Below are 22,920 nucleotides of genomic sequence, written 5' to 3'. Positions count from 1 at the left end.
ATAGAAGTTGATCTTTTTATACTCCAGTTGGCCCCCAAGGGCGAGGGAGGGTGGCAAGATGGCGGCAATTTAGTTTCAATCAGCTGTATGAAAGTTGTGAGTGGATTGTTAAGATGTGGCGCAATGAGGTCAGACCTCTTCCTTTTAATCTTCTCGTTTAACCAAGGAGCCAGGATGAAACAGCCATTGAAACTGACGACTCGCCAGGGCGAACGGATTGCCGTCGTGGCGGGTCTGCGAACCCCCTTTGCCAAGCAGGCCACCGCCTTCCACGGCGTGCCTGCGGTGGATCTCGGCAAACTGGTGGTGAGCGAGATGCTCGCCCGCACCGATCTCGATCCCAAGCTTATCGACCAGCTGGTGTTCGGCCAGGTGGTCCAGATGCCGGAAGCGCCCAACATCGCCCGGGAGATAGTGCTCGGCACCGGCATGAGCGTCAGCACAGATGCCTATAGCGTGTCGCGCGCCTGCGCCACCAGTTTCCAGGCGGTGGCCAACGTCACCGAATCCATCATGGCCGGCACGGTCGACATCGCCATCGCCGGCGGCGCCGACTCCTCCTCCGTGCTCCCCATCGGGGTGAGCAAGACCCTGGCCCGCGCCCTGGTGGATCTCAACAAGGCGCGTAATCTGCAGCAGCGTTTCAATATTCTGCGTCGTCTGCGCTTGAAAGACTTGATGCCGGTGCCGCCCGCGGTGGCCGAGTACTCCACCGGTCTCTCCATGGGGCAGACCGCCGAGCAGATGGCCAAGAGCCACCAGATCAGCCGCGAGGCGCAAGATGCCCTGGCCCACCGCTCCCATACGCTGGCGGCGCAAGCCTGGGCCGAGGGCAAGCTCAGTGGTGAGGTGTTCACCGCCCACGTGCCCCCCTACAAGTCGCCGCTGGAGCGGGACAACAATATCCGCGAAAGCTCGGATCTGGCGAGCTACGCCAAGCTCAAGCCGGTGTTTGACCGGCTGCATGGTTCGGTCACCGCTGCCAACGCCACCCCGCTCACCGACGGCGCCGCCGCCGTGCTGCTGATGCGCGAAGGGCGGGCGAAGGAGTTGGGGTTGGAGCCGCTGGGTTACATCCGCAGCTTCGCGTTTTCCGCCATCGACGTCTGGCAGGACATGCTGATGGGTCCCTCCTATGCCACGCCGCTGGCGCTGGACCGCGCCGGCATCACGCTGGCCGATCTGACCCTCATCGACATGCACGAAGCCTTTGCCGCCCAGACCCTGGCCAACCTCAAGATGTTTGCAAGTGCCGAATTTGCCCGCGACAAATTGGGCCGGGATCAGGCCATCGGCGAGGTGGACATGGACAAGTTCAACGTCCTCGGCGGCTCTTTGGCCTATGGCCACCCCTTTGCCGCAACCGGTGCGCGCATGATCACCCAGACCCTGCACGAGCTGCGGCGTCGGGGTGGGGGACTGGGGCTCAACACCGCCTGTGCGGCGGGTGGGCTGGGTGTGGCCATGGTGCTGGAGGTTGAATGATGAGCGCTAAGACTTTTTCACTGGATATTCGCAAAGACGGCATCGGCATCCTGTGCATGGATGTGCCCGGTGAGAGCATGAACACCCTGAAGGCCGCCTTCGCAGACGAGATCCGCGCCGTGCTGGCCGAGGTAAAGGCGAACCGCGATCTGATCGGCCTGGTGATCGTCTCCGGCAAGAAGGACTCCTTCATCGCCGGGGCCGACATCAGCATGCTGGCGGCCTGCACCAGCGCCCAGGATGCCGAAGCGCTGTCGCGGGCCGGGCAGGTGGTCTTCGCCGAGATCGAGGCGCTGACCATCCCGGTGATCGCCGCCATTCACGGCCCCTGCCTGGGTGGCGGGCTGGAGCTGGCGCTCGCCTGCCATGGCCGGGTGGTGACCGAACACGGCAAAACGGTGCTGGGCCTGCCGGAAGTACAGCTCGGCCTGCTGCCGGGCTCCGGCGGTACCCAGCGGCTGCCGCGCCTCATCGGGGTGGCCAAGGCGCTGGATCTGATGCTGACCGGCAAGCAGGTGCGGGCCAAGCAGGCCAAAAAATTGGGGCTGGTGGACGATGTGGTGCCGCCTTCCATCCTGCTGGAGGCCGCCATCAAGCTTGCCAAGAAGGGCAAGCCCCGCCATCAGCTGAAGCGGGATCTGCAGGGCAAGGTGCTGGAGACCAATGCCCTGGGTCGCAAGGTGCTGTTCGATCAGGCCCGCAAGGGGGTCAAGGCCAAGACCCGCGGCAACTACCCTGCCCCTGAGCGGATCCTCGAGGTGGTGCGCATCGGCGTGGAGGAGGGGATGCAGGCCGGCCTTGCCGCCGAGTCCCGCCACTTCGGCGAGCTGGTGATGACGGCGGAATCCGCCGCCCTGCGCTCTATCTTCTTCGCCACCACAGAGATGAAAAAAGAGGTCACCTATCAGGGGGCCGAGCCACGCAAGGTGGCCCATGCCGCCGTGCTGGGCGGGGGCCTGATGGGGGGCGGCATCGCCTTCGTCACCGCCACCAAGGCCGGAGTGCCGGTGCGGATCAAGGATGTGGCGAGCGCCGGCATCGGCAACGCCATGCGTTACAGCTATGACCTGCTGGCCAGGAAGCTCAAGCGCCGCCAACTGCTGCGCAGCGAGCTGGAGAAGCAGATGAGCCTGCTCACCGGCACCCTGGATTACGCCGGTTTCCATCGGGTGGACATGGTGGTGGAGGCGGTATTTGAAGATCTCGCCCTCAAGCACCAGATGGTGGCGGACGTGGAGCGCGAGTGCGGTGAACACACCGTCTTTGCCTCCAACACCTCCTCCCTGCCCATTCACCAGATAGCGGCCAATGCCGCCCATCCGGAGCGGGTGGTGGGGCTGCACTACTTCAGCCCGGTGGACAAGATGCCGCTGGCCGAGATCATCCCCCACGCGGGCACCAGCCCCGAGACGGTGGCCACCACCCTGGCCTTCGCCCGTGCCCAGGGCAAGACGCCTATCGTGGTGAAAGACGAGGCGGGCTTCTACGTCAATCGCATCCTGGCCCCCTACATGAACGAGGCGGCGCGCCTGGTGCTGGAAGGGGAGCCGGTGGAGGTGCTGGACGGCGCCCTGCTGGACTTCGGCTTCCCGGTCGGTCCCATCACCTTGCTCGATGAGGTCGGTATCGACGTGGGGGCCAAGATCTCCCCCATCCTCGAGAAAGAGCTCGGCGGCGAGCAGTTCCAGGCCCCCAAGGCCTTTGACAAGCTGCTGCAAGACGATCGCAAGGGGCGCAAGAATGGCAAGGGCTTCTACCTCTACGGCAAGGCGGCGCCGCGCAACCGCCTCACCGGCAAGGAGGGCAAGAAGACGGTGGACGAGAGCGTCTACGCCGTGCTCGGGGTCAAGCCGTCCCCCAAGCTGGCTCGCCAGGAGATCGCCGAGCGCTGCGTGTTGCTGATGCTCAACGAAGCGGCCATGGCACTCGACAGCGGCGTGGTGGCCTCGCCCCGTGACGGCGACATCGGCGCCATCTTCGGCATCGGCTTCCCGCCTTTCCTGGGCGGTCCCTTCCGCTACATGGACAGCCTCGGTATCGATCACCTGGTGGGGCGCCTCGAGTTCTACCAGAAGCGTCACGGCGATAGGTTCGCCCCCTGCGCACGCCTCAAGGCGATGGCGGCGGAGCAGCAGCGCTTCTACTGAGCCGCGCTTCTACTGATCAGCGGCGAGCAGCCTAGAAAGCACGCGAGGCGACCCCGGGGTCGCCTCGCTTTTTATTGCCTGATCGGGGGCTGGGAAGGGGAGAACGCTCGCCCCATGGGTAAAAAAGCGACACATCAGGGGCCAAATCATTGATCTGGCGCAAACTGGTGCCCCATTTATTACTTTGGTGGCATAGGACTCAGGCGCCGGTTGAGGTCAAATAGCCTTATCAGGAACGGGGACTACTCCGTCACGAAAGGGACACCCATTTCACTGGATGAAGGACACACTATGAGTCTGCTTGAACAAACCATCTGGAACATATTGGGATACGGGGCCATGCCCTTTATCTTCCTGAGCGGCTTCGTGGCCGTGGCAGTGACCTGCTGCCTGCTGCTCAATGCCTTCGGGGTCAAGTCCGCCGAGAAGTGAGTCACTCTCGTTGATGCTGCCAAATGCCAGTCCTCGGACTGGCATTTGTTTTATGTGTCTTTTAAAGCACTTATCCAGGCCCAAGTGGGGAAACTGTGGTCAATATGGTCGAACCCGGCGGCCATTTTGATTACACTGGCGCCCGGCATGTCCGCCCTTTTCTCTTTTATCAGGTGTTCACGATTTCTATGGCGCTCAAGGCAACCATCTTCAAGGCCCAGATCAGCTTGTCTGACATGGACCGCAATCTCTATCAGGACTTCTCCCTCACCCTGGCCCGTCACCCCTCCGAGACCGACGAGCGGATGATGATCCGGCTGGCGGCCTTTGCCTGGCATGCCGCCGAGCGGCTGGAGTTCACCAAGGGACTCTCGGCGGACGACGAGCCCGAGCTCTGGCGCAAGAACTACTCCGACGAGATCGAGCTCTGGATTGAACTCGGCCAGCCCGACGAGAAGCGCCTCAAGAAGGCGTGCAACCGCTCCCGTCAGGTGGTGCTCTATCTCTACGGTGGCCGCGGCACCAGCGTCTGGTGGAAGCAGAACCAGGGCAAGCTCGGCCTGCACGACAACCTCACCGTGATCGAGCTATCCGACAGCCAGACCCTGCCCCTGACCGCCATGGTGGAGCGCACCATGCAGCTCACCTGCACCATCTCGGACGGCCAGCTCTGGGTCAGCAACGGCACCCTGGAGGTCACCCTGGATCCCGTGGTGCTGATGGGACGCCCCGCCCGCGAACTCTAAGACGGACTCCCCATGCTCAGTGCCCTGCTCGATATCGTCATCCCGGTGTTTGCGGTGGCGGGCCTTGGCGCCCTCTACGGGCGGCTGCGCGGGGGAGCCGAACTCGGTTATATCAACCGGGCCAACATAGAGCTCTTCTCCCCGGCGCTGGTCTTCTCGGCGCTGGTGAAGTACCCCCTGGATCTGGCGGCCCATCTGCCGCTGATCGCGGCCGGGGCCCTGGTGATCCTGCTGCCGGGCTTGCTGCTCTCACTGCTCAAACTCAAGGGGATAGAGAGAGCGGCGCTGATCTTGCCCGCCATGTTTCGCAACACCGGCAACCTCGGCATCCCGCTGATGGTGCTGGCCTTTGGCGAGCAGCAGCTCGGCGCCATCGTCATCCTCTTCGTGCTCTCCAACCTGCTCCACTTCTCGGTGGGCATGTTTATCCTCTCCGCGAGCAGCTCCCGCTGGGGCTGGCTGAAAAGCCCCGTGCTCTGGGCCGCCTTCGCCGGGCTGCTGGTGGCCAACCTGCAGATCCCGCTGCCGGACTACCTGGTGACCAGCGCCTCCCTGCTCGGCCAGATAGCGGTGCCCCTGATGCTGTTTGCCTTGGGGGTTAGGCTGATGGAGGGGGAGCTGGGCCACCTGGGGCTGGCGCTCAAATGCAACCTGCTCTATCTGCTGGCGGGGGGGATCTCCCTTGGCATCGCCGTCTGGTTGCTGCCCCTGGAGCCTGCCTGGATACCGCTGCTGATGCTCTCGGTGGCGCTGCCCCCGGCGGTGCTCAATTACATGCTTTGTGAGCAGTACCAGTGCCAGCCCGACAAGGTGGCCAGCATAGTGCTCGGCGGCAATGCGCTCTCCGTGGTGGTGATCCCCCTGGCGGTCTGGCTGGCCTTGCATCTGGGGAGTTGACGATTGAAAAAGAAGGTGGGGAAATTCTATTGGTCTATTGGTCTATTGGTCTATTGGTCTATTGGTCTATTGGTCTATTGGTCTATTGGTCTATTGGTCTATTGGTCTATTGGTCTATTGGATTGCTGGCCCTATATGGCGGGATGGTATTCTTCTATTCTATGTAAAATTGACCAGAGATAGTGAAAGGGGTTGATAGAAGAACGGCGGGGTAGCCCGCCGATTCTAATGAACAAGATACTTAGTATCTTTATCGTAAAAATCTGTCGTAATCAGTTCGGACACCATTTGGCACACTGGCAGGATCAATAAGAGTCAAGTTTTGTTTAAATCTTTGTCTGCAGGATGGTATATGTGCGATCCTACGGCCCAGTGTAGATTCTGGTGTCGCTGCCAACCTTATCATTGTGGCAATTTCACGGGGCGAAAATGACTTGATTATTTGTTCATAGCTAACTACAGCTGCCCATGATACTCCATAACCATTTCCTATATTGCAGCAAACAACAGTTTGCACAAATTGCTCTTGTACTGTTTCAGGTACTGCCCCTTGCTGGGATAGCTCAAGTAATCGCTCCGCAAATGGAGGTTCGTTGTAGAAATTGTTCATCCCATTATGAACATTCCAAAGACGCTCAGTTGCACGAGAAAAAATGACATGTTGTTCAGATTCGTTAAGCAGAATTAGTGAGCCAATTTTTTCAAAAAACTGTAGAGACGCTGTATGCCTAGGCTCATCTCCTTTTGCTGCATATTCACTGTGTTTATTGACTAAATCCGAACGTAGAGATGCAGTAAACCCTGCTTTGAGTGCGTTGCAGACATCTAGTGAATTAAGGCGAGCAGGTTCAGATGTATTGGGATCGCAATAGATACCATGAACCATCCCAACGAGCATTTGGCGTTGTGCATCGTGTGTTTCATTGAGCCTCTGAACCCATACACCGCATTGATTGGCATTAAAACGAGGCCCTTTTACTGCAGTTATGAATGCCCCAATATCAACTCCTCTAGGAGATGAAGCATCCGCGAGAGCATATCTTACACATCGGTTTAGAAATGTTGTGAACTCTCTATCATTAACTTTCCCAATTGTTGGATGTGCAGCAGAAAAATTATTCCTTACATCCCTGCATTGATCTAAGAAAAAATATCCGTCTTCATCTACAAGATTTAGCTTTAAACATAATTCAAGAAGACGACTGTCTTGTAGTTCAAGGAGATGCTTATCCTCAAAGTCTACTTGAAGAATTTGAGCAACAATAGGAAGGCCAAAATTACGTATTTTTGTACGCAACTGAATAATTGCTGCATTCCAAATATAGTTCATTGCGCCATCGAATAGACCGGTACTCACTGCTACACACATTCTTGCAACTAGTTCCCCCCTTAATGGTACTGGAATTTCCCTGAGTTCTCTTGGTAAATCGCGCCATGCGTACTCAATTTCCTCATCGCTAGCAAGAACGGTCCGAGGTATACCAAGGGAATTAGTTAATGCTGTTATTGCTGGTAATACTGTTTCAGGGAGGGCTGGTAGCGTAGGAGCAGGAGGTTTTGGTATCAGAGCTGACATACTTTTCTCCAAATAATTCTAGCAACAGGCCGAGGGGTAGAGACGCAAAGCATAATTGACAAAAGGCTACTTTTCTGTGGTGTCTGTCAATAATCCATCATAAATTTATCCCTTCGTCTATTTCTTTATGATTGGTCGTATTCTAATCGCATAGGAAACGTCCATTTTTACCTCAATCCCTCTAAAACTGGTCCCAGGGCAGGAGGCTCAGGTACAGGAGTTAGACACATGCCTAGATAGATAGCTATCAATAACAGCGCATAGCTCTATTCATTAGTGGGTAATTAGTTTGAAGTAATGCCGGAGTGGAAATATGGGATAAAAACAGGGCGGCCTTGGCCGCCCTGTTTATTTATTGATGGCTGCCTGCTTGTGGCCGCTTCTGCGCTGCTGGGTATAGAGGCCTATCCCGGCCAGCAGGCCGACGAGGGCCAGCAGCAGCCAGATGGCGGTGGCGGGGCGGCTGCCTGCATCCCCCAGCATGACACCTATCAGCAGGTTGCCAAAGAGCGCCATGCAGCCCCCGGCGCTGGCATAGAAGCCGTAGTAGCTGGCGAGTTGCTCAGGGGGGGCGTAGCGGGGCAGCAGGGCGGCAAAGAGCGGGAAGCAGAGGATGGAGCCGAGCGAGAGCAAGGCCACCTGCGCCAGGACCCCCGCCGTCGGCCAGGGGGAGAGCAGCGGCAGGGCCAGGTAGCTCATCCCCATCACCCCGATCCCCAGCCCCATGGCGAGCGGCACCCCCAGGCGCTGCTCCACCAGACGGGACGCCGGCAGCTGGAGCAGGACGCCGATCACCGCCGAGAGGGTGAAGACGCCGCCGAGCAGCTGGGTGGCGTCCGGCAGGCTCTGGATATGGGCGGGCAGGGCGAGATAGAGCTGGTGGAACAGGATCTGGTAGCTGCCCGCGAGCAGGGTGAACAGCATAAAGGGGCGCTGGCGCAGGATCTCACGCCATTGGCGCAAGATGGCGCCGCGCGGGCTCTGGTTGACCGCCGGGCGCTTGGGCAGCACCCGATACTGCAGCACCCCGAGCAGGGCGAACAGGCTAGCCGCCAACAAGCCCGTCAGGGCATAGCTCTGCTGGGTCAGGGCCAGGCCGACCAAGGGGCCGAGCAGCATGCCCGCCTGGCTGGCGAGATTGTGCAGGGCGAAGGCGCGCTGACGCTGATCGGGCGCGCTGCATTCGCTGGCGAGATAGGCCTGGGCGCAGGGAGTGAAGAGGGCCCCGGCAAAACCGGTCAGGATCGCCGCCAGCAGCAGTATGGGCAGGGACTCGGCCCAGCCCAGCAGCAGGAAACCGACCGAGCGCACCAGGCAACCCCAGACGATGGCGGGGTGATAGCCGATGCGATCCCCAAGGGTCCCCCCCAAGAGGAAAAGCCCCTGCTGGCTGAAGACCCGCATCCCCATGACCAGGCCGCAGGCCCAGCCGGCGAGGCCAAGTCCGCTACCCATGTGCTGGGCGAGGAAGGGCAGCATCATGTAGAAGCCGAGATTGAACGCCAGGCCATTGATGATGAGCAGGCGGGCGGCCGGGCTCATGCCCTGCCAGTCCCGCCAGTAGGAGGCGCCGTTCATCTTGCGCGCACCCGGGGGCCGGTTGCGGGCCATACCGCAGGCGCTGTCATGGGAAGTTTCGTCATCATTGTCTTCGCAGGGTACGAAGGAAGGGGATGCCGCTCTGATCGTGGCTTATCTGCACCGGCACCTGATAGAGGCGCTCGATGAGATCGGCGTCGAGCACCCGGGCGGGGGGGCCGAAGGCTTGCAGATCGCCCCCCGCCAGCACGATCAGCTGATCGGCAAACTGGGCCGCCAGGTTGAGATCGTGCAGCACCACCAGGGTGATCCACTGCTGCTCCCGGGTCTGCTCACAGAGGTGCTCCATCAGTTGCATCTGGTGATGCAGGTCCAGGGCGCTGACCGGCTCGTCCAGCATCATGATGCGGGGATCGCGCAGCAGCACCTGGGCAAAGAGCACCATCTGCCGCTGGCCGCCGCTCAAGGAGTAGAGGGGGCGATCCGCCAGATGGGCGATGCCAAGGGCCTGCAGGGCGCGACCGGCCGCCAGTATGTCCTCGTCCGCCAGGCGCATGGAGAGGCTGTCGAGGCGCCCCAGCACCACCACTTCGATGACGCTGAGATCCAGTTCCAGCTGGATGTTCTGGGGCATGTAGCCAAACTGCTGGCGCCATTTGGCCTGTGTCATCTGGCGGGCACTCTGACCCCCCAGGCGGATGTCGCCAGCGGCCGGGGTCAGCTCACCGAACAGGGTGCGCAGCAGTGAGGTCTTGCCGGTCCCGTTCGGGCCGATGATCACATGGACCTGACCCGGGTGCAGGGTGAGGTCGAGCTCCCGCAGCAGGGTCTGCTGGCCGAGGGAGAGGGAGAGTCGGGATATCTCAAGCACGTTTACGCCCCCTGCCGAGGATCAGCCAGATGAAGAAGGGCACGCCAATGAGCGCAGTGACGATGCCGATGGGAAAGAGGGCCCCCGGAATGATGGACTTGGAGAGCACCGAGGCCGCCGACAGCATGCAGGCGCCGCACAGGGCCGAGAGCGGGATCAGGAAGCGCTGATCTTCCCCCACCAGCATGCGGGCTATGTGGGGGGCCACCAGGCCGACGAAGCCGATGATGCCGACGAAGCTGGTGGCGGTGGCGGTGAGCAGGGCGACCAGGATCAGGGTCTTCATGCGCAGCCTGTCCACGTTGACCCCCAGGCTCCGGGCGCGGGCTTCCCCCAGACGCAGGCTGGTGAGGGCCCAGGCGTCACGGTAGATGAGCAGGGTGCAGATCAGGGTGACGGCGGCCGTGATGATCAGGGAGTCCCAGGTGGTACGCATCAGGCTGCCAAACAGCCAGAACATGATCTGCTGGTTGAGCTCGGGGGAGGAGAGGAACTGCAGCAGGGAGAGCAGGGACTGGAACAGGAACAGCAGGGCTATGCCCGCCAGGATCAGGGTCTGGCTACTGATGTTGCGCATCATGGCCAGACCAAACAAGAGGCTGGCGGCAAACATGCACAGGATGAAGGCACCGGCCGGAATGGCGATCAGGGGAGGCAGCCCGAGACCGCCGGTATAGAGCGCCAGTGCGGCGCCAAGCCCGGCCGCGGCCGCGAGCCCCAGGGTGAAGGGGCTGGCGAGAGGGTTGTCCAGCAGGGTCTGCATCTGGACGCCGCCAAGGCCCAGCGACGCGCCGACCACCAGGGCCATCAGGGCGATGGGCAGGCGCATGTCATGGACTATGGTGCGGGTCATGGAGTCCGCTTGGGCGGGGGAGAGCAGGGCATCGACCACTTCGCCAAGGGGTAGCAGGGAGGGGCCGGTGGCGATGTCGAGCACCAGGGTAATGCACAGCACCAGGCTGAGCAGCGCCAGCCAGTGCCAGCGACGGCGCTCCCGTTGTCGCTGGCGGGTGAGGGTCTGCTGGAGGGCAGCCAAATCATTCATGATAACCATCCTGAAACGGGCATTTTCAAGGAGCGCCCGCAAGGGTTGAAGAGGGATGACGAAGAGGGCTCAGCCGAGGTGGCAGAGCCCGAACGACCGGATTTAGTTGGCTTCACCCGACTTGATACCCAGCATAAAGGTGCCCTGGGGACGAATGGGCAGATAGCTGTGGTAGAAGCCCTGATAGGTGGCCAGGGGATCGAGATCCTGGAACAGATCCGGGTAGAGGGCCTTGGCCATGAACTCGATGAGGGCGGCATCCATGATGCTGCGGGTGGCGCCGTGATAGACCGCATAGAGGCGACCCTGCTGCACCGCGGGCAACTCGCTCCAGCCCGGACGGGCGGCAAAGCCCTGCAGACGCTGGCGCACCGTCTCGGCCGAGACGTCCTGACCGACCTGCATCGCTTCTGCGCTGCTCACGCTCTCGTAGCCCGCCATCAGGATGACCTCGGGTTTGCTCGCCAGCAGTTGCTCAGGGTGTATGGGGCCCCAGCGCTCGACGAAGGGGGCCGCGACGTTGTCACCGCCCGCCAGCAGGGCCATGGCGCCCCACATGTCCTTGCCATAGGTGTAGCTGTACTCGGCCGGGCCCTTGTCACCCAGTTCGATATAGACCCGGGGCGCTTGGCGCTTCGCCTGGGCAACCCGGGAGGTGATGGTCTCAATCTTGGCCTTGTATTCGTCGGCCATCTTCTGGGCACGGGCCTCCTGACCGGTCACCTTGCCAAGCAGCAGGGTGCTCGCCATGTGGCGGGCCAGGGTCTGGGCGTTGTAGTCCACCACCACCACAGGGATGCCCGCCTGCTCGAGGCGCGGCAGATCCGGGGCCAGGGCCTCGTATTGCCACTGGGCCAGGATCACCAGATCGGGTTTGACCGCCAGGGTCTTCTCGATGGAGAAGCTCTGATCCTGCACATTGCCAAGGTCAGGCACCCTGGCCAGTTGCGGCAGGCTGGCCACATAGAGGGACCAGATGGCGGGGCGGGACTTGACGAACCAGCCACGGGACATGCCCACCAGGCGATCGGCGCCGCCTTCACCGGCCACGGCCAGATAATCCTCGGGATAGAAACCGAGCACGATGCGGCTCGCGGGCAGACTCAGGGAGACCTTGCGGCCCATTACATCTTCCACTTCAACGGGGGCGGTGGCCTGCGCCATCCAGCTCATCAGGGCAAGCTGACCAAGCAGCAGCAACTTTGCCAGGGGGTGACGAAACATCTTGTGAAACCTCGGGGGATAAGGCCTAAAAAAAGAAGTGAGAACTATTGCCATTCGTGAACCGAAAAGCAATAAACGTTTGTCCTGTCTCCTCTCTTTTTAATTCTGTCATTGCCGGAATCGGCTTCACACGAGCACAGAGTGCCGTTCCAATGGAGCCCATTTCACTGTTTTCACGGGTCATGGGGCCTGTGGCGCCTATCTGGCTGCACTTGGAACCACACTCTGGCCACCTCGCTCGCACCTCTGAAACGGGGGCTCAGCCCCGGACTCTGCTCGATGTCGAGCCCCTTGGTATGGTCCCCCCAGAGGTGGCGACGATTTCCTGCGCACCGATGACAGGCACTGCCCATTCGGGTATTGATCGTCACCTGCGCGCAACAATTTGCGGTCATTGTTAGCCAGCTCCCAGCGGCTCCGCCTTTAAGGGGGCAGAGTAGGCGCGATCTTGGCCGCTGGCCGAGTTCGACAGGTAACAAGGTGCTGCGGCCCGCCTTGCGCGGGGCGCCAATAACATAATCTGCAAATAAAAAAAGGAAACTGACCATGTCAGGAAGACACTCTCTGGTAGCGCTGGCCGTCGGGCTGGCGCTCTCTGGACAGGCACAGGCGCAACTGCTGATCAGCGAATACCTGGAAGGATCCAGCAACAACAAGGCGGTGGAGCTGAGCAACCTCGGTTCGGACCCCGTCGATCTCTCCCAATACCGGCTGGCGCTCTATGCCAACGGCAAACTCCTCACCGATGCTCCCACCAACAGCCTGGCGCTGCAAGGCACGCTGGCCCCGGGGGCCAGTCTGGTGCTGGCCAACCCCTCTGCCAACGGCGAGATCCTGGCCAAGGCCAATCAGACCAGCGGCAACCTGGTGTTCAACGGTGACGACGCCCTGGTGCTCTATCGCGGCGGCGAGATAGTCGACAGCTTCGGCCAGGTGGGGGTGGATCCGGGCACGGCCTGGGTCTCCGGCAGCGTCTCGACCCTGGACATGACCCTGCGCCGCAAGGCCACCGTCACCACGGGCCGGGTCGATGCGACTTCGCCCTTCGATCCGGCGCTCGAATACCTGGCCGCCCCCAAGGATGACGCCAGCGGTCTGGGTTGCAGCGGGGATGCTCCCTGCGATGGCACCCAGCCTCCTGTCTTCGTCTGCCCGGTCGACAGCCTGGTGCCGGTGCCCGCCATCCAGGGCGCCGGCAGCAGCAGCCCCCTGGTGCCGGCCGGCAAGTTTGAATCCGAGCAGGCCCATGCCACCCGCGGCGTGGTGACCCAGGTGGTGAGCGGTCTCTACAAGGGCTTCTTCATTCAGGATGCGCAGGGAGACGGGGATCCGGCCACCTCAGACGGCCTCTTCATCCACAGCACCCAGGCCAACGGCGCCATAGTGCCGGGGGCCGAGGTGTGCGTCTCGGGCAAGGTCAAAGAGTATTTCAACCAGACCCAGCTCAGCGCCGATCAGCTGGTGGTGACCCAGCCGGCAGGGGCCTTGCTGCCAGCGGTGGATCTGGTGCCGGTGGGTGGCGAGAGCCTGAGCCAGCTGCTGGAGCGCCACGAGGGGATGCAGGTGCGACTGGTACCGGAGTCCAGCCTGGTGGTGACCCGCAACTTCAGCTTCGATTATGACGGCAAGCGCAACAACCTGGTGCTGGCCTATGGCGCGCCGCTTATCAAGTCGACCCAGAAGTTTGCCGCCATGAGCCAGGAGGCGAGCGACTGGGCTCTTCGCAACCAGCAGAACCAGCTGGTGCTGGAGACCGACGCCAAGGCGCCGGACGGCGTGCTGCCCTGGTTCCCCGGCTTCAACGCCGAGGACGGTTACCTGCGCATCGGTGACAGGCTCAACGGGCTGGAGGGGGCACTCGGCTACTCCTACAACCTGTTCCGGCTGGTGGCGAACAATCGCATCGACGTGAGCAACATCGATCACAGCGGTTGGGACAGGGTGGAAACGCCGGAACTTGCCGAGGCGGGGGATCTGCGGGTCGCCAGCTTCAACGTGCTCAACTTCTTCACCACAGTGGTGGGCGGGGATGTCAACCCCACCGGCAGCAACAGAGGCGCCCTGACGGTGGCGGAGTTCGAGCTGCAGCGCACCAAGATCGTCAGCGCCATCACCCGCCTCAATGCGGACGTGGTGGGGCTGATGGAGATAGAGAACAACGGCTATGGCGACAACTCTGCCATCGCCAACCTGGTGGCGGCCCTCAACGCCGCCCTGCCGGACGAGGCGGATCACTACGCCTGGGTGGCGTCCCCCGATGGCCAGCCCATCGGCACCGACGCCATCACGGTGGGGCTCATCTACCGGCCCGCCAGCGTGACGCCAGAAGGGGCTGCCAGCCTCATAGTGCTGCCGGTGCAGCAGGCCGAGGCCCTGGACGCCAGCGGCAAACCGGTGGCCATCAACCAGGGCATGCGCGAGTCGCTGCTGCAGCGCTTCAGCTCCCCCAAGGGGGATGCGCCCCTGACCCTGGTGGTCAACCACCTCAAGTCCAAGGGCTCTGCCTGCTTCGAGGATTACCCCGACTACGTGACCGCCGACCCGCTGGACGGTCAGGGCCACTGCAACGCCCTGCGGGTCTCCGCCGTCAGGGTGCTGGGGGAGCGTCTCAAGGGGCTGAGCGGGGATCTGCTGCTCATCGGGGATCTGAACGCCTATGGCATGGAGGATCCCATCCGGGTGCTGACCGACTATGATCCGGCCGCCCAGGCGCGCCAGATCCTGAGCGCCTCCTTCACCACGTTGGCGGGCCAGCCTTATGAGGAGAGCGGCAGCGCCCTTGGCAAGGGCTATGGTCTGGTGAACCTCAACACCCGCTTCCACGGCACCGACACCTACTCCTACAGCTACGAAGGGGAGCTCGGCAACCTGGATCACGCCCTGGCAAACCCGAGCCTCGCGGCCAAGGTGATCGGTATCGAGGATTGGCACATCAACTCCGCCGAGAGCAACTTCTTCGAGTACGGCAACAAGTACAGCGGCCAGCTGGCGAAATCCGAGGAGCCCTTCAGCGCCTCGGATCACGATCCCGTGCTGGTGGCCATTCAGTACCCGCTGCCCCCCGCCGGAGTCTTGAGCCTGGAGAGCGCCGCCGCCAGCGTGGAGGAGGGCAGCACTCTCACACTGTCCGTGGCGCGCCGGGACGGCACTTATGGGGAGGCCAGCGTCAGTTACCGCGTCGCCTACGGCAGCGCCGATGCCAAGGACGTGGCGCCATTGACCGGTACCCTGAACTGGGCGGCAGGCCAGAGCGACAGCCAGACCATCAGCATTCCGGTGAAGAGCGACACCCTGCACGAGGGGGATGAGACCTTCACCCTGGAGCTGTTTGATGCAAGCGGCGCGGCCCTGGGTGAGCAACACCAGACCCTGGTGACCATCAAGGACAAGCTGGCGCCCTCCACCATCTCGTTGGCGCGCGCCAGCCTGACGGTGAACGAGGGGCAGTGGTTTGCCGAGATCCCCCTGGTGCGCAGCGGCGATCTCAGCAAGCCCGCCCGTGCTACTTTGGGCCTTGAGGGGATCACGGCGCGTTGGGGGCTGGATTTCCTGCCTTGGTTCGGCCAGTCGGTGAGCTGGGCCGCGGGCGAGGGGGGCAGCAAGTCGGTCAAGGTGCTGATCCTGGATGACTGGTTCGTGGAGTCCACCGAGCAGTTCAAGGTGGGTCTTGTGAAGGTGCAGGGTGCCCAGCCGGGGACTGTGCAGCAGACCCGGGTCGACATAGAGGACAACGACAAACCCTGGTGGCCCTTCGGCCGCAAGTAACGGGGGATGCAATGACAACGGGAGCCATAGTGGCTCCCGTTTTTATGAGGGATCGCTGCCCGCCCGCGCCCTGCTTCTGGCGCAAGGGCCCTTGTCTTAGCCCAGACGATAGCTGCCGACGAGCTCGCTCATCTGCTCGGCGCTGCCCCGCATCTGCTGGCTGGTGTCGCCCAGCGCCCTGGCTACCTGCTCGGTCTCCTGCACCAGGTTGCGGATCACTTGCAGGGAGTGAAGGGTGTCACCGGTCACCGCCGTCTGCTCTTCGGTGGCGGCGGCAATCATCTGGCAATGGGTCGACAGTTGCCCTGTGTTGCCGACGATGGCGTCGAAGCATTCGGTGGCCCCCGTCGCATCCTCTCTGGCCTGGGACGCGGCCTGAATGCTCTCTTGCATCAGCCCGACGCTCTGGTGCGTGCTCCCCTGCAAGGCGACTATCATCCCGGAGATCTCGTAGGTTGCCTCCTTGGTGCGCTTGGCAAGGGTGCGGACCTCGTCGGCCACCACGGAGAAACCGCGGCCCTGCTCGCCGGCCCGTGCGGCTTCGATGGCGGCGTTCAGGGCGAGCAGGTTGGTCTGCTCCGAGATGCCGTTGATGGTGTCTATGATGGTGCCGATGAGACTGACCTTGCCCGCCACTTCCCCGACGGCGCGGGCGCTCTGGTGCAAGTTGTCGAACAGGTGGTTGATGGCGGTGATGGCATCCTGGATCTTGCCGGCGCCACCGCTGGCCCATTGATCCATCTGATGGGCGCTGTCGGCGGATGCCTGGGCACTCTGGGTCACCTCGCGAATGCTGGCGATCATCTGCTCCATGGCCGATGCCAGGTTGTCCAGGCGCAGTCGCTGCTCGCAGATGGCGTCGTTGACCTCGCCCATGCCACGGTTTATCTGGCCGGACGCCAGGGTGACCTCACCCGCCTGCTCCCGCTGGTGGCAGAGCAGATCGGACAGCTGCTGGCGGGTGTTGTCCATGGCGTTGATGATGAAGGCAATCTCATCGTTTCCTTTCGACTGGAGCCGGTTGGTCAGGATCTTGCCAGCCATGTCCTGCAACCCCTTGAGCACCAGGGCCACGTGGGATGAGAACGAACGGGAGAAGAAGGTGACCAGGCCTAGCAGGAGTGCCAGGGTCGCCAGCAGGATGATGCTGCTGTGGCGCAGGTAGTTGTAAAACACCGCATCGGCGCTGTCCAGGTAGACACCGGAGACCAGCAGATACTCCCCGACAGGATAGGCATACGCCGTTTTGAGGATGGGGGTCTGGCTCGATGGCTTGATGTAGGGGTAGGTGATGAGGCTGGCCTTGCCCGAGCCGGCAATGCGGATCAGGGCCTGGTTGATGCTCTCCTGACTCTCCTCAAGGGGCACATCATCGAGCCGCTTGCCGATGCGCGCGGGATCCGGTGGATAGACCAGCAGATTCGCGTCTCTGTCAGTGATGAAGAAGTAGCCGGCGTCATGCTCCCCCCAGCGCAGCGTTGCAAGAGAGAGGGCCGCCTGTGCAATGAAGGTCTTGGGATCTTGTTGATAGAGGGCTTCAAGCCTGCGGGCCTCCCCTTGTACCTGATTGATCAAGCCCCCTTCGATGGCGGTGCAAATCTCGTCATAGACCAGCCTGGCGGTCAGCATGTTGCCAACCAGGGTCAGCAGGGTGATGCAGAGCAGCAAGATGCGCATTTTCCCATTGAAACTGAGCCGGCCCGTCCAGACACAGAGGGGGCTGCCTGGTGTTGTCCTCTCTTCGTCAACTGCCGTCAGCGCGCTGGCACTGACCTCTATCCTGTCGTCTGTTCTCATGAAGGTGATCCCTTAGTGCCAATGGCCTGCCATGGCTGGCAGGCTGCGGCGCGATGATGGGCCAGGCTGGCCCAGGGTAATGGCGATTACAGCACCCATGACAGGCTCAGGGTGCCAAAGTTGGTCTGCTCTCGCTGGGTGTCGAAGGTCTCGCTGAAAAAGGTCCGGGCGAACCCCAGGGTCAGCTTGCCCCGTCGCAGGCAGAAGCCGAAGGAGCCCATGCCGATGACGGGCTCGGAATCGACGGAGTAACTGGTGCGAAACAGGGTGCCGTCGAGGGGCAGGTAGTGGACGACCCCGTAGGCGCCGCCCCCGCCAAAGATCGACAGCGACCAGCGATCGCGCTGTGCTATCCCGACCGTGGAGGCGGCATTGAGGCCGGAGCGCAGGGCGGTGACCCCCAGGGCATCCACCAGCTCCCAGCCTATTTCGCCATAGAGACCGACCCCGACCCCGGTGAAGTAGTTGCCGACTCCGGCGGTGGCCAGGGGCACCAGGCGCCACTCCAGCTCGGCGGCTGTGTGCCCGGCGGCGGCGAGGTGGGCCACCGTGTAGTTGAGGTTGATGACAGGCTCGTTCGGCAGCTGGGTATCCCAGCCTTGCGGCTTGTCGGCCCCGATCAGGCGATGGAACTCCCGCTGGGTGTCGTCGGCCTGGGAGGCGGGCCCCACCACCCCCAGCCTGAGCTGCCAGGCGTGGCTCCAGTCCCACCTGCGGGCATAGAGGGTGCTGTCGACCACCAGCACCCCTGAGTAGGGCTGATCATCTGTGTCGGGATAAGGCTCCCCTATGTCGTCCGGGGTGTTGATCTCCTGGGCCAGGGCCCAGGAGGCATAAGTGGTGTAGCCCTCATCGGCCACGAACGGCAGAAATGACCAGAGCCGGGTCCACTGGCCGAGTGCGCCAGGGTCTGTCTGGTCTATGTCCCCCGATACCCAGGCGATCCCCACGCCATTGGTGTAGTTGTTGTCAGAGCCAGTGAAGACGTCGTTCTCCACCGTGAGGGTGAGGGTGCCCTCCGTGGCCTGGCTGGCGCCGCTCAGCAGCAGCCCTGTCAACATCAGCGCAGTGCGTCCCTTGTTCACTATGCTCGCTCCTCTGCGCCAGCGGTCTGCGTGTGCCCTGTGTCCTTGACCGGGGCGATCCTGAACCAGGCCGCATAGAGGGAGGGCACGAAGAAGATGGTCAGCAGGGTGGCGATGGTCAGCCCCCCCATGATGGCGATGGCCATGGGGCCCCAGAAGACGCTGCGGGTCAGGGGGATCATGGCCAGCACAGTGGCCGCCGCCGTCAGCATCACCGGGCGGGCCCGCATCACGGCCGCCTCGACCACGGCGCTCCAGGGATCCCGGCCACTGGCGGTCTCTATCTGGATCTGGTCGATCAGGATCACCGCATTGCGCATGTTCATGCCGCACAGGGCGATGATGCCGAGGATGGCGACAAAACCCAGGGGGGCCTGGAACAGCAGCAGGGCGGCCACCACCCCTATCATCCCAAGGGGCGCGGTCAGCAGCACCATGGCCATCAGGGAGAAGCTCTGCAGTTGCAGCATCAGGATCAGCAAGATGGTGATCAGCATTACCGGGGCCACGGCGATCAGCGCCTCGTTGGCCTTGTTGCTCTCCTCGACCGCGCCGCCCACGTCAATCCGATAGCCGGAGGGCAGGGTCGCCTCTATCTCCTTGAACAGAGGGGTGATGGCCTGGGTCACGGAGACCGCCTGGGCGCCGTCCACCACGTCGGCCCGCACCGTGATCGCCATGTCGCGGTTGCGCCGCCACAGCACCGGCTCTTCCAGCTCATGGCGCACGGTCGCAATCTGGGACAGGGGCACCACAGTGCCCTGGCTCGTGTAGAGGTTGATGTCCTTCAGGGTCTCGACGTCGAGTCGCTCCGAGGGAATGGCGCGGGCGACCACGTCGATCAGCTCCTCGCCGTCGCGCAACTGGGTCAGGGTCGTCCCCTGCATCAGGGACTGGGTCGCCATCGCCACCTCGGCGGGGGAGAGCCCCAGAGCGCGCACCTTCTCCTGATCGAGCTCGACTCCGAGGGCGCGCACCGGATCGTTCCAGTCGAGCTGGACGTCGCGCACCTGGGGATGGCTGGCCACTACCTGTTCTACCTGGCGGGCGATGGCGCGCACCACCTGGGTGTCGGCGCCGACGATGCGAAACTGTATCGGGAAGCCCACCGGCGGGCCAAGCTCCAGGCGGGTGACGCGTACCCAGGCCTGGGGGAACTGCTCGCTGGCCATGGCCATCAGGCGCGAACGCACGCGCTCGCGGGCCTCCAGATCCCGGGTCATCACCACGAACTGGGCATAGCCCGGATTGGGCATCTCGGGATCCAGGGAGAGGTAGAAGCGCGGTGCGCCCGCACCTGTATAGGCGGTGTAGAAGCGCACGTCCTCGTCCTTGGCCAGCACCTGTTCCATGCGCTTGACCTGCGCTGTGGTCGCGGCGAACGAGGCCCCCTCCTTGACGCGCAGCTCGACGATGAGTTCGGGCCGCGTGCTGTTGGGGAAGAACTGCTGCGGCACCAGCTTGACCGCCGACACGGCCAGCACCAAGGCCCCGAAGGTGACGCCGATGACCAGCCAGCGGCGCGCGATGGCCTGCTGGATCCAGCCACGCAGTCGGCGATAGCCCTTGGTGTCATAGGGGTTCCCCTCGCCATGATGATGGCCGAGCTGAGCGGGCAGCATCTTGACGGCGAGGTAGGGGGTGAAGAGGCCCGAGCAGAGCCAGGAGAAGACCACCGCCACGCCGACGATCCAGAAGATGCCGCCGGCGTATTCGCCCGTGGTGGACTGGGAGAAGCCCACCGGCATGAAGGCGGCGGCGGTGATCAGGGCGCCGGACAGGCGGGGCATGGCGGTCGCCTGATAGGAGTAGGAAGCAGCCTTGACCTTGTCCCAGCCCGCCTCCATCTTCACCACCATCATCTCGAGGGCGATGATGGCATCGTCCACCAGCAGACCCAGGGCGATGATGAGGGACCCCAGGGAGATCCGCTCCAGATTCCAGCCGGTGCCCAGCATGAAGATGGCGACCATGCACAGCACCAGGGGCACCGACAGGGCGACCACGATGCCGGTGCGCCAGCCCAGGCTCAGCAGGCTGACGATGACGACGATCACCAGGGCCTCCGCCAGGGAGCGTTCGAAGTCCCAGACCGCCTCCTTGACCGTGGTGGGCTGATCGGCGACCTGCTCGAGTTCGACACCGTAGGGCAGCTCGTGCTGGATCTGGGCGATGACGGTCTCAAGCGCCTCACCCAGCTGGACTATGTTGCCGTCATTGGTCATGGAGAGACCCAGCATCAGCACTTGCTGGCCGTTGTGGCGGATGCTGTAGGTCTGGGGATCCTCATAACCGCGGCGCACCGTGGTGAAGTCACCGAGTTTGATCAGGCGTCCACCCGCGGCAATGGGCAGGTTGCGAATATCCTCCAGATCACGGAACTGACCGCTGACCCGCACATAGATCCGGTCGGAGGCGGTATCGAGGGAGCCTGCCGGCAAGATGGCGTTCTGACTCTTCAGGGCCGCCATGATCTGCACGGGCTGGATACCCAGCGCCGCCAGGCGTTCGTGGGAGAACTCGATATGGACCTTTTCCGCCTGCTTGCCGAGCAGATCCACCTTCTTGACCATGGGGACTTTCAACAGGCGGCGCTTGATGATCTCCCCCTGATCGGCGAGATCGGCGAGGCTGACCCCGTCCCCCTTGATGGCGTACATCAGGCCGTAGACGTCGCCAAACTCGTCGTTGAAGATGGGGCCCACGACCCCCTCTGGCAGCTCGAGTTCGAGATCGCTGAACTTCTTGCGCGCCTGGTACCAGGCCTCCTGCTGATCCGCCTTGGAGGTACCCCCCTTGACGGTGATCAGCATGCCGCCGAACCCCTGGCGGGCGAAGGTCTTGACCTTCTCGAAGTGATCGAGCTGCTCGAACTTCTTCTCCATGCGGTTGAGCACTTCGTCCTGGATCTGCTGCGCCGTGGCGCCGGGCCAGACCACCATGGCGGTCATGGAGGGCACCGAGAAGTTGGGATCCTCCAGCTGGCCCAGCTTGCCAAAGCCGAGGGTGCCCGCCACCGTGATGAGCAGGATAAGGAACAGCACCACGGCACGATGGCTCAGTGCCCATTCGGTGAGATTGAACGATTTCATGGGGTCACTTCCTCACTGGCAGAGGGGGAAGCGGCGGGCAGGGCGACCTTCAGCCCCGGCGCCATCTTCTGCACCCCGGCGGTGACGACGAGGACGCCCTCGGCGGGACCGGAGACGAGCACCTGGTCGCTGCGATAACTCTGGATGGCCACCTTGACCAGCTTGACGGTGCCTGTATTTCCCTTGCCGTCCTGTTGCACTGTCCACACCGCTGGCGCGCCCTGCTCCTGGGTGAGGGCAGTGGCGGGGAGGGTCGCGACCCGGGTGCCCCCATCGGTGTGCTCGGCGATCAGGGTGGCGGTCGCCCCCAGGGGCAGCGCTCTGGGTTCGACCGGCTTGAGGCGGGCACGGTAGGTGCGGGTCTGCGCCGAGGCCTGGGCCGACAGCTCGCGCAGCTCGACCTCAAAATAGTCATCCGGCGCTGTGGCCAGCGACGCCTTGTAGCGCGCCGCCTTGAACTCGGCCAACCGGTTCTCGGGAATGTCGGCCACGACCTCAGGCTTGCCCTCGTTGGCGAGGGTGATCACGGGCTGACCCGCTGCCACCACCTGGCCCGTCTCCATGCGCAGCGCCGTTACCACGCCGCTGATGGGGGCCCGCAACAGGGTGTAGTTGACCTGGTTGCGGGCCAGCTCGAACTGGCGAGCCTCGGCCCGTGCCGCCGCCCTGGCGGTGCGCAGGGTGCTGTGAGCCTGCTCCTCGTGGGAGGCGCTGACGGAGCCGTTCTTCTTGAGCGCCTTGAGGCGCAGCCAGTCGGCTTCGGCCTGCCAGGCGGCGGCATTGGCCGCATCCAGGCGCTGACGGGCGGCCTCCTCGGCGAGCAGGTAATCCGCATCATCGAGTACGGCGAGCACATCGCCCTCGTTCACCACCTGACCGATATCGACCTTGCGCTCCAGCACCTTGCCGCCAATGCGAAAGGCTTGCTCGACCTCATAGCGGGAGGCGACCGAGGCGAAATAGCGGTGGCTGTTGCGCAGGCTGTCGTAGTGCAGTGCCAGGGTGTTCACCGGCCTCAAGGCACTGGTGGAGGGGGGCGGCTCTGAGCAGGCGCAGAGCAGGGTGATGAGCGTGGCGGTGCTGGCCGCGGTGACGAAGCGTTTCACGACAATTCCTCGTTGGTTGGCAGAGATGGGGTCATTTCGCCGGGAGGCGGGTGGACGCTGGTTCGCACGCCGCCAGGCCGGAGCAAGGATGCGGCGCACCGCCGTCCTCGTCG

The 22,920-nt window shown here is 62.9% G+C and carries 15 protein-coding genes; 6 read left to right on the top strand and 9 right to left on the bottom strand.

Annotation, left to right across the window (positions count from 1 at the left end; all coding sequences use genetic code 11):
- Positions 1-174 precede the first annotated feature (174 nt).
- From fadI to ACB030_RS03695, 5 genes are all read left to right on the top strand, one after another.
- The gene (gene fadI / locus ACB030_RS03715; RefSeq protein WP_005325159.1) at positions 175-1,485 is read left to right on the top strand and encodes an acetyl-CoA C-acyltransferase FadI; all 1,311 of its coding nucleotides are present in this window, start codon (positions 175-177) and stop codon (positions 1,483-1,485) included.
- Positions 1,485-3,632 carry a fatty acid oxidation complex subunit alpha FadJ gene (gene fadJ, locus ACB030_RS03710; protein ID WP_371158114.1) on the top strand — a complete coding sequence of 716 codons (2,148 nt, stop codon included), beginning with the start codon at positions 1,485-1,487 and terminating at the stop codon, positions 3,630-3,632. Before fadI ends, fadJ begins: the two co-directional genes overlap by 1 nt.
- Positions 3,633-3,923: 291 nt before the next feature.
- Entirely contained in the window at positions 3,924-4,064 is a 141-nt protein-coding gene (locus ACB030_RS03705) for a TIGR02808 family protein (protein ID WP_005325161.1), read from the top strand.
- A 188-nt stretch (positions 4,065-4,252) separates the two neighbouring features.
- A complete protein-coding gene (locus ACB030_RS03700; protein WP_043129908.1) occupies positions 4,253-4,810 on the top strand; it encodes a YaeQ family protein in 558 nt (185 codons plus the stop codon).
- 12 nt (positions 4,811-4,822) lie between these two features.
- Positions 4,823-5,707, top strand: coding sequence for an AEC family transporter (locus tag ACB030_RS03695; RefSeq protein ID WP_139434631.1), 885 nt, complete (start codon positions 4,823-4,825; stop codon positions 5,705-5,707).
- 250 nt (positions 5,708-5,957) lie between these two features.
- Here ACB030_RS03695 and ACB030_RS03690 read toward each other — a convergent pair whose 3' ends face one another.
- The 5 genes from ACB030_RS03690 to ACB030_RS03670 all read right to left on the bottom strand — a co-directional run bounded on the left by ACB030_RS03690 (position 5,958) and on the right by ACB030_RS03670 (position 11,962).
- Positions 5,958-7,283, bottom strand: coding sequence for a hypothetical protein (locus tag ACB030_RS03690; RefSeq protein WP_371158111.1), 1,326 nt, complete (start codon positions 7,281-7,283; stop codon positions 5,958-5,960).
- Between the two features lie 348 nt (positions 7,284-7,631).
- Complete coding sequence (locus tag ACB030_RS03685) at positions 7,632-8,861, bottom strand: MFS transporter (RefSeq protein ID WP_371158109.1); 1,230 nt, start codon at positions 8,859-8,861, stop codon at positions 7,632-7,634.
- A gap of 64 nt (positions 8,862-8,925) precedes the next feature.
- A complete protein-coding gene (locus ACB030_RS03680) occupies positions 8,926-9,693 on the bottom strand; it encodes an ABC transporter ATP-binding protein (RefSeq protein WP_371158107.1) in 768 nt (255 codons plus the stop codon).
- Complete coding sequence (locus ACB030_RS03675; protein WP_371158105.1) at positions 9,686-10,738, bottom strand: FecCD family ABC transporter permease; 1,053 nt, start codon at positions 10,736-10,738, stop codon at positions 9,686-9,688. The genes ACB030_RS03680 and ACB030_RS03675 overlap by 8 nt, the downstream gene beginning before the upstream one ends.
- A 102-nt stretch (positions 10,739-10,840) precedes the next feature.
- Complete coding sequence (locus tag ACB030_RS03670; RefSeq protein ID WP_371158103.1) at positions 10,841-11,962, bottom strand: ABC transporter substrate-binding protein; 1,122 nt, start codon at positions 11,960-11,962, stop codon at positions 10,841-10,843.
- Between the two features lie 546 nt (positions 11,963-12,508).
- On the opposite strand from ACB030_RS03670, the gene ACB030_RS03665 reads away from it, so the two are divergent.
- Positions 12,509-15,727 carry an ExeM/NucH family extracellular endonuclease gene (locus ACB030_RS03665; protein ID WP_371158101.1) on the top strand — a complete coding sequence of 1,073 codons (3,219 nt, stop codon included), beginning with the start codon at positions 12,509-12,511 and terminating at the stop codon, positions 15,725-15,727.
- A gap of 96 nt (positions 15,728-15,823) precedes the next feature.
- On the opposite strand, the gene ACB030_RS03660 is transcribed toward ACB030_RS03665, so the two are convergent.
- The 4 genes from ACB030_RS03660 to ACB030_RS03645 all read right to left on the bottom strand — a co-directional run bounded on the left by ACB030_RS03660 (position 15,824) and on the right by ACB030_RS03645 (position 22,807).
- The gene (locus tag ACB030_RS03660) at positions 15,824-17,404 is read right to left on the bottom strand and encodes a methyl-accepting chemotaxis protein (RefSeq protein WP_371158099.1); all 1,581 of its coding nucleotides are present in this window, start codon (positions 17,402-17,404) and stop codon (positions 15,824-15,826) included.
- A gap of 206 nt (positions 17,405-17,610) precedes the next feature.
- Positions 17,611-18,609, bottom strand: a complete 999-nt coding sequence (locus ACB030_RS03655) for a lipid A deacylase LpxR family protein (RefSeq protein ID WP_371158097.1) — start codon at positions 18,607-18,609, stop codon at positions 17,611-17,613.
- On the bottom strand, positions 18,609-21,701 hold the full coding sequence (locus tag ACB030_RS03650; RefSeq protein WP_371158095.1) for an efflux RND transporter permease subunit: 3,093 nt from the start codon (positions 21,699-21,701) through the stop codon (positions 18,609-18,611). Before ACB030_RS03650 ends, ACB030_RS03655 begins: the two co-directional genes overlap by 1 nt.
- Positions 21,698-22,807 (bottom strand): efflux RND transporter periplasmic adaptor subunit, encoded by a 1,110-nt coding sequence (locus tag ACB030_RS03645; protein ID WP_371158093.1) that lies wholly within the window; start codon positions 22,805-22,807, stop codon positions 21,698-21,700. Before ACB030_RS03645 ends, ACB030_RS03650 begins: the two co-directional genes overlap by 4 nt.
- Between the last annotated feature and the right edge of the window lie 113 nt (positions 22,808-22,920).

The organism is Aeromonas sp. S16(2024), assembly GCF_041403065.1.
GTDB lineage: Bacteria > Pseudomonadota > Gammaproteobacteria > Enterobacterales > Aeromonadaceae > Aeromonas.
This window is presented reverse-complemented; position numbering and strand designations above follow the sequence as displayed.